Source organism: Streptomyces sp. NPDC048211, assembly GCF_043202315.1.
GTDB lineage: Bacteria > Actinomycetota > Actinomycetes > Streptomycetales > Streptomycetaceae > Streptomyces.
On sequence record NZ_JBIDAD010000019.1, the window covers coordinates 75,059 to 88,084 of the forward strand.

At 72.7% G+C, this 13,026-nt stretch carries 7 protein-coding genes; 1 reads left to right on the top strand and 6 read right to left on the bottom strand.

The annotated features are described in order from the left end of the window. Positions 1 to 141: 141 nt before the first annotated feature. From ACGFZA_RS38650 to ACGFZA_RS38665, 4 genes are all read right to left on the bottom strand, one after another. Positions 142 to 615, bottom strand: coding sequence for a Dps family protein (locus ACGFZA_RS38650; protein ID WP_393685399.1), 474 nt, complete (start codon positions 613 to 615; stop codon positions 142 to 144). A 167-nt stretch (positions 616 to 782) separates the two neighbouring features. Continuing rightward, positions 783 to 1,319, bottom strand: coding sequence for a helix-turn-helix domain-containing protein (locus tag ACGFZA_RS38655; RefSeq protein WP_385286934.1), 537 nt, complete (start codon positions 1,317 to 1,319; stop codon positions 783 to 785). Between the two features lie 140 nt (positions 1,320 to 1,459). Further along, the gene (locus tag ACGFZA_RS38660) at positions 1,460 to 2,224 is read right to left on the bottom strand and encodes a LuxR C-terminal-related transcriptional regulator (RefSeq protein WP_385286933.1); all 765 of its coding nucleotides are present in this window, start codon (positions 2,222 to 2,224) and stop codon (positions 1,460 to 1,462) included. After that, positions 2,221 to 5,001 carry an AAA family ATPase gene (locus tag ACGFZA_RS38665; RefSeq protein ID WP_393685402.1) on the bottom strand — a complete coding sequence of 927 codons (2,781 nt, stop codon included), beginning with the start codon at positions 4,999 to 5,001 and terminating at the stop codon, positions 2,221 to 2,223. Before ACGFZA_RS38665 ends, ACGFZA_RS38660 begins: the two co-directional genes overlap by 4 nt. Positions 5,002 to 5,726: 725 nt before the next feature. Between ACGFZA_RS38665 and ACGFZA_RS38670 the strand changes: the two genes are divergently transcribed. Further along, positions 5,727 to 8,528: an AAA family ATPase gene (locus ACGFZA_RS38670; protein ID WP_393685404.1), complete on the top strand. Its 2,802-nt coding sequence runs from the start codon at positions 5,727 to 5,729 to the stop codon at positions 8,526 to 8,528. 284 nt (positions 8,529 to 8,812) lie between these two features. On the opposite strand, the gene ACGFZA_RS38675 is transcribed toward ACGFZA_RS38670, so the two are convergent. After that, on the bottom strand, positions 8,813 to 11,929 hold the full coding sequence (locus tag ACGFZA_RS38675; RefSeq protein WP_393685406.1) for an AAA family ATPase: 3,117 nt from the start codon (positions 11,927 to 11,929) through the stop codon (positions 8,813 to 8,815). A gap of 155 nt (positions 11,930 to 12,084) precedes the next feature. Further along, positions 12,085 to 12,681, bottom strand: a complete 597-nt coding sequence (locus tag ACGFZA_RS38680; protein ID WP_393685408.1) for a YceI family protein — start codon at positions 12,679 to 12,681, stop codon at positions 12,085 to 12,087. Positions 12,682 to 13,026: the final 345 nt, after the last annotated feature.

Consider the following 13,026-nt stretch of genomic DNA (forward strand, 5'->3'; position numbering starts at 1 on the left):
CCGGCCGGTGAGGGGCCCGCCGTGAGCCGGCGTGCTCGGTCCGTCCGGTCCGAAGGCCGTACGACGAGGGGCGGGCCCGAGTCAGGCCCGCCCGGCGGTCGGCCGGTCGACGCGGTCCGCCGGCCCGTGCCCGTGCGGCGGCTACCGCCGGTTCTCCGCCTGGAACATCCAGTACTCCTTCTCCAACTCGGCGGTGAGTCCGATGAGCAGGTCCTGGGAGACCGCGTCCGCCTTCTCCGTCGCCTCGACGCGCGTGCGCATCCGGCGGACCAGCGTGCCGTACGCCTCGACGAGTACGGCCACCACCTGTTCGTCCGCGATCCAGCCCGCAGGGAAGTCAGGGAGGCCGCTGGTCCCGGCAACGGTCCCCGCCCGGCCGTCCGGGCTCAGGCCGATCGCGGCCGCCCGTTCCGCCACGGTGTCCGCGTACGTACGGGCAGCGGTCACGACCTCGTCCAGTTGCAGGTGTATCGAACGGAACCGAGGGCCGTACAGGTTCCAGTGGGCCTGCTTGGCCACCAGCGACAGGTCCAGCAGATCGGCCAGGGCGCCCTGCAGCGCGTCACCCGCGATCCGTCGGTTCTCATCCGAGAGCGGGCTCTTTATTACGGGCATCGAGAAAGCACCTTTCAGCGCGCGCGGAGGCATGTCGTGGCCGTCATGGGAGTGAGGCCTTCGGGACCACCCGATCACCATTCGGGTGTTCCGCCCGAAGTGTCACGCGGTGGATTCCCTTTCGGTCAGGACTTCTTCCCCATGGGGCAGATATTCCGGGAGCGGCGCTATGGGGCCGGTGGACTCGTGGCGATGACGAACTCCACGGCGGTGTCACTCTCGTTGAGATAGCGATGGGGTATTCCCGAAGGGAAGGTGACGGCCTCGCCCGCGAGCACCGTCACCGGGGTTCCCTCGATGTCCGCCGTCAGGGACCCCCGTATGACATAGGCGCATTCGACCGAGGCATGGCTCCAGGGTTCGGGGCTGGTCGTGTCGCCGGGTTCGAGCACCGCCCGCAGGAACTCCAGGGCGCCGTTGCCGGGCGTGACGCGCTCGTAGCGGACCGTTCCCCGAGGGCTGAGCAGTAAGGGCCGGTCGCCGGGCCGACTCACCACGGTGGGCGCCCTCTTGTCGGGGGAGAACAGGTCGGCGACGGAGACCGCGTACACATCGGCGAGTCTGCGAAGTGTGGAGAGGCTGGGCTCGGTCACGCCGCGCTCGACCTGGCTCAGGAGGGTCGGGGACACCCCGACGGCCGTGGCCAGCGCGCGGAGACTGAGCCCCTTCGCCCTGCGGAGCGCCCGAAGTCGACTGCCGATCATCGCCATCCATCGTGTTTCGGTACCGAATTCCCGGCACAATGACCGGCTCGTCACGCAAGGATAGGGAATTTACATCCGTGCACTGTCCCTGCACATGCGACCGGTCATCCGGGCGGACAGCCCACAGGGCCCCGTTCGTCTCACACCACTCCCTTCCTGACCGCATAGGCCACCGCGTGCGTACGATTGCGCAGACCGAGCCGCGTCATCATTTCGTGCAGGACGTTTTTGATCGTGCGCTCGGAGTAGTTGAGCCGAGCGGCGACGTCCGCCGTGCTGAGCCCTTGGGCCAGCAGGCTCAGAACGTCAACCTCGCGGCCCGACAGGTCGGTTCCGTGCTGCTGCACGGCCGAAGTCAGCGAGCGCATGCTCTCGACCAGCGACCGGACCAGCCTGGCGGGCATCGGCGCGCTGCCGTCGAGGGCGCTCCGAGCGGCCTCCAGCACACGGGCCCAGCCGACGTCGCGACGGAGCAGAACACCGACGAGGCCGTAGCGGACCGCTCGAACCAGGTCACGCTCACCGATCTCATCGGCCACCAGCAGGATCGGCAGCCCGTCACGCGCCTCGGTCTCCTGACAGACGCGCTCCATCCACCCGATGGTCCGCTCCGTCACCTGGTGATCCAGTATCAGCGCGATGTCGGCGCAGTCCCAGGAGCCCCACGCGGCCACCCGCACCCCCTCGGATCCGCGCAGATACGCCTCGGCACCTTCGGCGGTGAGGGTGTCACCGGCCTGCACCGCGACCGTGAGGGCGGCGGGCTCCCGCACGGGCACCGAGGACGTCATCGGATGGTCCGGGTATCCGGCTCCCGGCAGACCGGGCACCGCGATGAGAGAGGTGCGCCCGGTGAAACCGGATCGAGGCCCCTCGGGCCGGGCCGCGGCGGAATCCTGCCTCATGCGTGATCACCGGACTTCCCCAGGACGCCCATGAGTTCGCGGCGCGAGCTGACTCCCAGCCGTGGGTAGACCTTGTACAGGTGTGAACCCACCGTCCTCGGTGAGATGAAGAGGCGTTCGGCGATCTGCCGGTTGGACAGGCCCTGGGCGGCGAGGCCTGCGATCCTTCGCTCCTGCGCGGACAGGAACGCGGCGCCTGGGGTCTGGACGGTGCCGGGGGCCGCGTCCCGCGAGCTGACGCCGATGGCGCGCAGTTCGGCCAGGGCCATGTCCCGCCACGGCACTGCCCCGAGACGTGCGAAGACGTCCTGGCTCGCGCGCAGTTGGGCGCGGGCCCCGGCCGTCTCCCGTTGCCGCCGAAGCCACCTTCCGTAGTCCAGTGCGAGACGCGCCCGGTCGAAGGGCCGCGTCGGGGAAGCGGCCTCCAGCGCGTGTCGAAACAGCTCGTCGGTGTCCGCCGCGCCCCTGTGTGCGGCGAGCAGAGCGGCTCCGTGCCGTACGGCCAGGGACATCACCGCCGACGCGTTCTCCGGCCGGCCGGCCGAAGCGTGCCCGTGCAGATCACGCGCGGCACGGACGTCCCCGCGGCTCAGGGCGGCTCGGACGACGTCGACGTACGCACGACGCAGCACCGTCCCGGTCACCGCCTCGATGGCCGTCGGAGGCGGCGGGGACGCGTACGGACGGGCCGCCGTGTCGTCGCCGCGGGCCGGCGCCATCAGGTGGGCGGCGTGGTCGGCGAGTTGGAGATGGTGCGTCGAGCCATGTCCGGCCGCCCACCGGCGGACCTCGTCCAGAAGCGTCTCGGCCTGCGCGTAGCGACCCTGGCAGACGTACACCAGAAGCAGCCGGCAGGTGATGTCGATGTCATGGCGGCCGGCGCCGTCCCTCTTCGTCCGCTCCCGACGGGACTCGGCGAATGCGCGGAGTTCCGCCCACCGGCCGTCGCACAGCATCACATCCGCCCGCAACGCCTCGCAGTGCCGGATGCGGCTGTGGTCCTCCGGATCCAGCCGTCTGAGCGCGGTGGTCGCCAGTTCGTCGCAGAGTCCGGTGTCGTCGATCCGCAGGGCGGCGTCCGCCATCCAGACCAGCTCGCGTGGATCGGAGGGGCCGGGGGCCTCGTGGAACCTGCCGACGGCGACGGACAGGCGCTCACGGATCTCCGCCGCCCGCGTCACCGGTGCCAGGTGGGCGGTGACGGCGATACGGAGCGGCTCGCCGCCCACGCCGTCGTGCCGCGTCAGCCAGTCGAGCGCGAGCCTCGCAGGCTCGGGGGAGAGCTGGAGGGAACCCGCCTCCGCCAGGCGCAGAGCGGCCTCGTCCCGTACGTCGCAGCCGCTCACGCCGCTGGTGAACAGGGCGCTCGCCAGCGCTCCGCTGCTGCGCCCGACCTGGCACAGCGTATCGAACTCGGCGCATGCGCGGACGAGTTCGAGGGTGGGGCCGGTGCCCACAGGGCAGTCCGGGGACTTCCTGTCCGCGAGGAGGGCGAGCGCCTCGCCGGACCGCCCGGACCTCAGCGCCGCCGCACCGGCGGTCACGTACCGGCGGCTGCGTTCGTCCGGGCGGGTGCTGGCGTCGCCCGCCCGCCGCAGAGCCCGGAACCCCGCGCTCCAGTCGCTGCGCCCGAGGGCGGCGCGGGCCAGGGTGTCGAGGCGTTTCACGGCCTGTTCCCCGTACCCGGCGGACATCTGTCCTTCGCCGCGTCGTCCCGGCCGGGTGTACGTGTAGTCCGCCCATGCCGACCGGGCGAGGCGGCGGGCGGCTTCCGGCGCGGTGGATTCGGCCAGGCACCGGTAGGCCGGCGAGCTGAAGCCGATGACGTGATCGCCGGTCACCAGACCGGCCTTCTCGGCGGCGACGAGCGCGTGCGCGTCGATGCCGACGGCCTCCGCCGCCGACACCACGTCCTTTCGCGTCGCTTCGCCGTCCACCGAGGCGAGGAGAGACAGCACCACACGGGTGTCGACCGGCAGATCACGGAAGGGTCCGCCCAGGACCCGCTCCACGGTCGGGCCTGCCGGCAGCGGATCGGGCAGCGCCGTCCTTCCGCGGCGCTGCCCGGATGTGAGCGCGGCGGGCAGCTCGATGAGCAGCAGCGGATTCCCCCGGGCCGTGGCGGTGACGGCGGCGCGGACGCCGGGGGAGAGGCCGGGATGGTGGTCCGTGAGGAGCAGTTCGGAGGCACGGTCGTCGAGGCCGGTCAGTACGAGCTCCCGGGTGCCGCTGTCACCGAGCGGATGGGGGGTGTCGAGGGAGGCGGCGGTCACCAGGGCCAGACGGCTCCCGGAGAGACGATGGGCGAGGAACGCCAGCGCCTTGGCGGAGCCGGGGTCCAGCCAGTGGCAGTCGTCGACGACGAGCAGGGTGGGGCGGTCGCGTGCGGCGGCCAGCAGGAGCTGACGCAGGCCGGAGTAGGCGAGCAGAACGTCGGCGGCCCCCACCTTCCCGGCCAGCGCGGCGCCGAGGGCCGTACGCAACGGGGCGGGCAGGTCGGGGGAGGCGTCCAGGACCGGGCGGACGAGTGACCCCAGTGCGGAGAACGGCGAGTCGGCCTCGGCGGGGGTGCCCGAGAGCCGGAAGACCTGCCACCCTTCGTCCGCCGCCGAGTCCGCCGCGGTCCGCAGCACGGCGCTCTTCCCGCTGCCGGGCCCGCCCCGGACGACGACCGCCGACCCGCGGCGCTCCCGGGCGCCGTCCAGAACGGTGCCGAGCGCGGCCAGCACATCGCCGTGCCCACGGAGGCCGGCCGCGCACACCACCCCCTCGGCCATCGCCCCGGGTACGCGGCCTCGTGAGAGCGCGCCCCCGGACGACGGTGCGGACCTGGAAGAAGTCGTCGCCTGCACGTCTGCCGCCCCTCGTGGTGACGTGTCACCGGAGGAAGGCCCAGTGACACGGTGTGTTGCACACACCGTGTCACTTGGAGGCGGGCCCGTATATCGCATGGTCGTGCGACATGGACCGATCACGGTTTCGCTGCCGAACCGGTGGGGCGCGGTGCGGTGGTGAGCGTCGTTCGGCAGGAAGTGCACGGCGGTTGCCCGCCGGGCACGGGAGGAGGCGGACGGCCCTGGCGGATCGTCCGCCGGGCGGTGAGGCGAGGCGGACGTCCCCGGCCGCATCGCGGCGGCTCGGCGACACGGTGTGCGTACGTGCCCGTTCGATCCCCATTCACTGCCCTCTTCGCTGCCCTTTCCGCCGAAGGGCGCGCGTTCGGCCAGGTGACCGCCCCCGTGTGAGTGCCTCGCCGATGTGCGGACGGCCCCCGTCCGGGGGATTCCGCGCATCGCAGTGTGTAGTGTGACTGCACACTGCGACCAGCTGACTGCTCGCACACCTCGCGCCTGTCGTATGTCCGCACGGCGCGGCGGACCGGTCGGTCCCGCCCCACGTCACGACGTGGGCTGCCCCACCCACTGACGTCCCCGCGCTTGCGAGAGAGCTCCCTCGCATCGCCTCAGCAGCCGGCGCAGTCACCCTCGGAGGAAGTGAACGAGTGCACGCACCCCATGACGGCGGCCTGCGGGATCGCCCGGCCGCGCAGGACCCCGAGGCCCAGGGCCCGTCCGTCGCCGGGAAACCGATCGGCCGTGACACCGAACTGCGGGAAGTGGAAGGCCTTCTTTCCCGTGCGACGGGTTCCGGCGAGGTCCTCCTGGTCACCGGCCCCATCGGTATCGGAAAGACCTCGGTGCTGCGCGCGGCGGCAACCCACGCCCGCCGCGCGGGGTTCACGGTCGTGGAGATCAGTGGCCACCGGGCAGAGGCGGATGTGACCGGAGCCGGTCTGACGCAGCTCCTGCTCCGTCTGCCCGCCTTCGAGCGGGAGCCGGCGGCACCGGGGGCCGGCGAGCTCTTCGCCACCCAGCTCGTCGCCACCGTCGAGGACCCGTTCTCGGTGGGAGCCGCCCTGGTCAGGGCTCTGGTGCGCAGGACCGGCGCGGGTGTCCCCGTGCCGCTGCTGATCACCGTCGACGACGCCCAGTGGTTCGACGCACCGTCACTGGACGCCCTGGCCCGCGCGGTCCAGGGGATGCGCCGGGGGCCGGTGGCACTCGTGGCCGCCACTCGGAGCGGCGACCGGAGGGCCGTCATCCGCCGGTTCCGCCGGCTCGGCCTCCGTCCGCTGGACCCTGCGGACGGCAAGCGGCTACTGGACACCCACACGCGCTTCCTGCCGCCGCCGCTGGTCTCGCGGGTACTCGCCGAGGCGCGCGGCAATCCGGCGGGCATCATCGGCATCGCGCGGGCACTGCGGTACCCGAGCGTCCCGGTGGCATCCCTCATGGCACCGTGGCTGCCCCTGGGCGACCCCCTCCAGCACACCGTGGGCTCGCTCCTGGACGGCCTGCCGTCTGCGGCGCGCGAATTCCTCCTGCTGGCCGCGGTGGCACACACCGACCGGGTGGACATCCTGCTGGAGGCGTCGAGGGCGAGCGGCATCGACCACGGCCCCGTGCTGTCCACCGCGGAGCAGGCCGGTCTGGTGTCGGTCACCGAAGGGCGGTTGCGCTTCGTCCATCCCCTGCTCCCGTCCGCCCTCCACTGGGGCTCCTCCCACGGCCGGCGACGGCCCGCGCACCTGGCGCTGGCCGAGGCCCTGGCCGACACCCCCTACCTGCGGGCCCTTCATGCCGCGGCCGTGTCCACCGACCCCGACGAGGCCACGGCCGCCGCACTGGAGGAGGGCACCCCGGCGGACCTGCCGCAGGCCGCGGCCGTCCTGGAGCGGGCGGCCGACCTCAGTCCCCGCGGCGAGGAGCGGATCGCCAGACTCGTCAGGGCGGCCCATGCCGCCGATCTGAGAGGGCAGGTGCGGACCCTGCGCCGTCTCGTCGGACGGATCGTGGCCGACCCCATGGCGCCGTCCATGACCGCTCAGGCCTGTGCGCTGGAGGCCCGGGCCGCGTACAGCACGGACGCCACTTCGGAGCACGCCATCCCGCTGCTGGTGCGGTCCGCCGCGGCTCCGAGCACCCAATGGCCCCCGCCCTTCGCCTCCGTCGCGTGCTCGCTCGCACCGGCCCTGTACCAACCCGCGTGGGGCAGGGCACTGCGTCCGGCTCTGGAGGCGGGGCTGGGGGAGCCCGGCCGGGAGAACGATCCCCATCTCCTGTCGGCTCTGTGCTGGATGGACCGCTCGGCCTACGGCGCACCGGCGCGCGCGCTGCTCGACGACGCCGTGGCCGAGCACGGAGCCGGAGCGCCCGCGCGGGCGCGCACGCACGGCGTCGCGCACGTCGTCACGGCGACCGCCCTCGACGATCCGGTCACCGTCGACCTCCTCGGGAACGACATCCTGCGCTCCCTCACGGATCTGGGCCACTTCGGCGACGCCGTCATCGTGCTGACCCACCTGCAGATGGCCCATGTACTCCTGGGGCGGAGGGCCGCCGTGGAAGAGGACGCGGACCTCGGCTGCTCCTGGGCACAGGCGGCCGAGGACACCTGCGCGAGGCTGTCGTTCCGGACCGGGGTGGCCCAGGCACAGGCCTGGACGGGTGAGGAGGACGGCCACCGGGAGCTCACGGACGAGGTCCTCTCCTTCGCCCTGCCGCGCCGTCTGCAGATGCTGGCCGCCCGCGCCCGCTGGGCGCACGGGCTGATGTCCCTCACCTGTGGCCGCCCGGAGGAAGCCTTCGAGGAACTGCGCATGATGTCGACCGACTGCGATGACGCCTGGCACCCGGTGGTCGCCGGATGGGCGCTGGGCGACTACGTCGCGGCCGCCGTCGCGGTCGGCCGCGCGGACGAGGTCCGGGACCGGGTTCGGGCCGTGACGGAGGCCGACCGCGGCGTGAGGTCCCCCCTGGTGGGCCACCTCGTGGCACGGTCACGTGCGCTGCTGAGCGACGGGGACGAGGCCGAGGGGCACTTCATGGAAGCGCTGACGCCCCGCAGTGCACCCCTGCGTTACGAACTGGCCCGCACCGAGCTCGCCTTCGGGCAGTGGCTCCGCCGCAGGCGCCGTGTACGGGAGGCCCGTCCGCACCTTCAGAGGGCGTACGACACCTTCACCGATCTGGGCGCGGACGCCTGGGCGCGGGGTGCGACCTCCGAACTGATCGCCACCGGTGAGGCATCGGCGTCGGCGCGGCCGGACTGGGCGGCGCGGTTGAGCCTCACCCCCAGGGAGGCGGAGGTGGCCCGACTGGCGGCAGCCGGGCTGACCAATCAGATGATCGGCTGGCGGCTGGGCCTGACGCACCGCACGGTGGCCAGCCATCTCTCGCGCGTCTTCGTGAAGGCGGGAGTCGCCTCGCGAGGCCGCCTCAGTTCGTTGCTGGAGCCCGAGTGACCGCCGCGGCTGTCGGAAGCGGGCGCGGTGCGTCACCCTCATGCCCTTGCGCGCATCGGGCGGCCCGCATGCCGGGCTGCCCGGACCGGCCGGCCACCTGCGTGGCGCCGTGGGCGGAGCTGGTGAGCGCGAAGCGCGTTCCCTTGTGTCCCCGGCGGCTGCCCCGTCCGCAGGCAACGCGCCCGCACGGTGCTCGGCCGTGTCGCCGGACTGCCGTATGCCGCGCGGCGCCCGGCACGCATGAACGGCGGGCCCCGGGCGATCCGGCTACGGGTCGCACGGGCTCAGGAGCCGGCCATGCCCTCGTGGTCCTGCTCCCTCGCGATCCTCACCAGTTCGACCCGTGAGCTGATGCCCAGCTTCTTGAAGGACCGCCGGACGTACGTGTTCACCGTGTGCGGTGAGACGAAGAGCCGCTCGGCCACCTCTCGGTTGGCCGCGCCCGCGGCCACCAGCCGCACCACCCGCAGCTCTCCCCGGGAGAGTCCGGCCCAGCCGGTGGAGCGGCTCCGTGTGCGGGAGACCGGCTGCGCGGCGCTCCCGACCGGTGCGAGGCGGCGCCGGACGCGCGCCGCGTGCCATGTCGCTCCGCACTCCTCGTACAGGCGCAGGGCCCTCTCCAGGTAGGGAGAGGCCCGGTCCGGCACGGTCCTCAGCAGCGCTCGCCCCGCGTCCTCGCACGCCGAGGCGACGGCGATCGGCCGTTGGCTGCCCCGGTACAGCTCCACCGCCTCGGCCAGCAGCGCCGCGTCATCCTCCAGGAGGCCGTGCGCGTGCGCGGCCGCCGCCGCGAGGCTTGCGAACTCCGGGTTGGCCGCAGCCCGCTGCCGGGCCACCAGGACCGCCTCGGCTGCGCGTTCGCGGTCACCCGCGCGCAGCGCGATACGCACGAACACCGGCTGGTCCATCGGGTCGAGAGGCACGGGGTACTCAGGACGGAAGGCATCGAAGAGCTCCGTCTCCCGGGGCATCAGCCGCAGGGCCTCGACGCTGTCGCCCTCCCACTCGGCTGCCTGAGCGGCCAGCCAGGCGCCGAAGCGGCTCACGAACGCCGATTCGTCGCGCATCATCTCGCCCGCGTCCCGGACCGCCTTGCGTACTCCCTGCCGGTCGCCCGTGTGCATCGCGAGGACACCGACGGGATAGCGGACGGTGATGTCGGTGAATTCGGCGGATCCGAGCTGCTCGGCCATGGCCACCACGCGTTCGGCCTCGGCGCGTGCCTCCGCCAGATGTCCCGCGTCCAGCAGCAGGCGTGCACGCTCCATCGACCAGAAGTGCATCGCCGCCGCCCGGCCGTGCCGCCTGGCCAGGCGAACCCCCTCCTCGGCCTCGTTCACCGCCTGCTGTCCGAACCCGTGGCTGGTGAGCAGACGCACCGCCCACATTCCCGGCGTGTACGGGATCTCGGCCGGGTCCACATCCCGGGCGAGCAGTACCGCACGGTTCGACGCTGCGTCCGCCCGCTGCCAGTCGGCGCGCATGAAGGCCACGATCGACTCCGCGACGAGGGCGGTGACCTCGGCGGCCGTCCGTCCGGCGCTCCGCGCCAGGTCCCTCGCACGCACAGCCGTCCGGTGCGCCTCGTCCAAGGAGCCGCCCCTGGTCAGATGGAGCGCCAGGAGGGCCTGCGAGCCGGCCTTGAGGCCGGCGGACGCACCCTCGACCGCGTCTCCCAGCCGCCCCTGCCGGACGGCCTCGCCGAAGGACTGCTGGCTGGTGAGACCCGCGAGGTCCAGGCGCAGCCGGGCCTCCGTCTCGGGGTCCAGGGTGCCCGGTTCCCCGAACGCCGACTCGGCCAGCTCCAGCGCCCGGGCGTGGTCACCGCCGAGCCACAGGAGCGACACGGTGTCCGCGATCATCCGCGGGCGTGCCGGATCGTTCCCGGGCAGCAGGCGCAGGGCCCCCGCACTCAGCGCGGCGGCTGCCGCGGGTGCCCGGGGCGCCAGGCCGTCTGACGCGTGCGCGAGCAGGGCCACGGCCTCGCGGTCCCCCGGCTCCGCACACTCGCAGAGCATCGCCGCGACATCAGTCACCGGCACCCCCCTGGCCAACTGAAGGTCGACACACAGGCGTTGGAGCGCCCTGCGCCGGGCGGCGGGTACGGCCCTGGCGACAGCCTCACGCACCAGGTCGTGACGGAAGGCCACGCGTCCGTCGCTCTCCACCATGAGTTCGGCCGTGAGGATCTCCCGCAGCGGATGTACGAGCGAAGCCGGCGGTACGGCGAGCAGGTCGACCATCAGGTCGACCGAGCAGGAGCGGCCCAGTACGGAGGCCGCCTCGGTGAAGTCACGCGCCATTTGGGACACGTGGGACAGACGGTGCCGGATGGACTCGTCGAAGCGTTTGGGAACCTGGGTGCCCGTCAGACGGGCCCGGCCGGAACGCACCTCCACGGTGCCCTCGTCCCGCAAGCCCTCGAACAACTCCCGGAGCAGCAGCGGTTTGCCCTCGGCCGGTGATGTCAGGTCCAGGATGGCTCTGTCGGGGACGGCGCCGAAGGTGTCGAAGGCCAGATTCCTGATCGCCCGGTCGTCCAGTGGGTCCAGGCGTATGCGCCGGCCGCCTTCGCGCCCCAGCCGGGCGCCGGCGGCGCGGCCGTAACCGGCAGGTCCCGCGGTGCGCTCTGCGAAGATCCAGACGACGGGGCTCGCGGCCAGGGCAGTCGGCAGACTCCTCAGCACGAGGAGACTGGTTTCGTCGCACCACTGCACATCATCGACCAGCACGACCACGGGGGCGGTCTCCGCAGCCCGTTCCAGGCGCCCGCGGAGCTCCTGCAGGACCCAGAACCCGGGGTTCGGCATCCGCGCGACCTCGTTCAGCTGCCGCGCGTCGAACAGCGGGTCGTCGCCGGAGGAGAAGGCCGCCAGAACGGGGCCCAGAGGGGCGGTGTGTCCTGCGAGGGTGCCGCCCCCCTGGCAGACGCGCAGTCCCCGGCGGCCTGCCGTGAGCCGGGCCTCCTCGAGCAGCCGCGTCTTGCCGGATCCCGGTGCGCCCTCGATGACGAGCAGACCTCCTGTTCCGCGCTCCGCGTCCAGCAGCAGAGTGCTCAGGGTGGTGATCTCCCGGGTCCTGCCGCGCAGAACCGGTACCGCACCAGGCAGCCCGGCCGAGGGCGGGAGACCCGTGCGCGCCGTGGCAGCCCCGGCCGCCGTGGCCGGGGACAGCCGCGGGCGCGTGGGGATACGGGCCTGGCGCGGCACCGTTCCGTCGACGTGGGGGTGCGGGAGCGTCAGACCGGCTCCGCAGCCGGCGAGGTCCCCGGCACGGGCCGTTCCCGCACAGCACGTCAGGTCGGAGGCACTCTGTCCCTCCGGAATCGCGGGAGCTGCCCGGTCCGCGCTCGCGCCCGGATCAGGGCCCGCCGGTCGGGCAGCGGACAGGTCCTGAACCACGGTGTGTCTCCTCGGGGCGAGGCGGGCGGGCTGCGGTCACCACAACAGCGGAAAGGCCACCGGAGGCCTGCGCGGCGCGGCGGACGTCCGCCCCTCGTGCTGGGGCGACGATTCCGCAGACCCTCCGGCCCGGCCTTCACTGCGGTCTCGCGCCGTCAGGCGGCGGCCTGGTCGGCCTGGACGGCGGAGATGTCGAGGATGAGCGTCACCTTGTCCCCGACGAGGACTCCGCCTGCCTCCAGGGCGGCGTTCCAGGTGAGTCCCCAGTCCGAACGCTTCAAGGTGGCCCTGCCTTCGAAGCCGACCCTGTTCACGCCGTAGGCATCCCGCCCGGCCCCGCCGAACTCGACGTTCAGGGTGATGGGCAGCTCGATGTCCTTGATCTTGAGCTTGCCGTCCAGACGGAACTCGCCGTCACCGACGGGGACGACGCGGGTGGAACTGAAGGTCATCAGGGGAAAGGTCGAGGAGTCGAGGAAGTCCGGGCCCGTGAGATGTGCGTCCCGGTCGGCGACACCCGTGTCCAGGCTCGCGGTCTGGATGCTCACATGCGCCTCGGACCGTTCCGGCCGGACCCCGTCGAGCTTCAGGAGGCCTTCGAAGGCCTCGAACCTGCCACGGACGTTGGAGATCATCGCGTGCCGGACGGAGAGACCGATCGTGCTGTGGACAGTGTCAATGGTGTAGACACCGGTCACGCCCTCGTAGGGGCCGGCATCGGAAACAGTGGGCGGGTTCTGGTTCTTGGGCATGGTGAGGTGACTCCTCTTCCGGAGCTGGGTGACGAATGACTGGGAGCGGGGTGGCCCTGACCGGACGGACCACCCCCGAAGAGGCCTGGGGCCCGGGAAGCCGGTGCAGTTGCCGGCAGGCTCCACCCCGTCGCGGCGCCCAGCACGCGCGTTCGCCGCGTCGGCCGGAAGCCCGGGCAGCCCGGCTGCGGGGACGCCCGGCCGGCTTGCGAGCGAAGGCGCTGGGCGACGCCCGTCACGGGGGAGGCCTTGCGGGGTTGTGGTGTCAGGCGTGCTGTTGTGTGAGCCAGTCGGTGAAGCGGGTTTGGGTGGTGTGGGCGTGGGGGCCGGGGAGGAGGGTGGTTT

Bases quoted from the DNA above. Each gene is read 5' to 3' on its own strand.
- ACGFZA_RS38655 (WP_385286934.1), bottom strand. From the start codon at position 1,319: ATGATCGGCAGTCGACTTCGGGCGCTCCGCAGGGCGAAGGGGCTCAGT.
- ACGFZA_RS38665 (WP_393685402.1), bottom strand. From the start codon at position 5,001: ATGGCCGAGGGGGTGGTGTGCGCGGCCGGCCTCCGTGGGCACGGCGAT.
- ACGFZA_RS38680 (WP_393685408.1), bottom strand. From the start codon at position 12,681: ATGCCCAAGAACCAGAACCCGCCCACTGTTTCCGATGCCGGCCCCTAC.
- ACGFZA_RS38650 (WP_393685399.1), bottom strand. From the start codon at position 615: ATGCCCGTAATAAAGAGCCCGCTCTCGGATGAGAACCGACGGATCGCG.
- ACGFZA_RS38660 (WP_385286933.1), bottom strand. From the start codon at position 2,224: ATGAGGCAGGATTCCGCCGCGGCCCGGCCCGAGGGGCCTCGATCCGGT.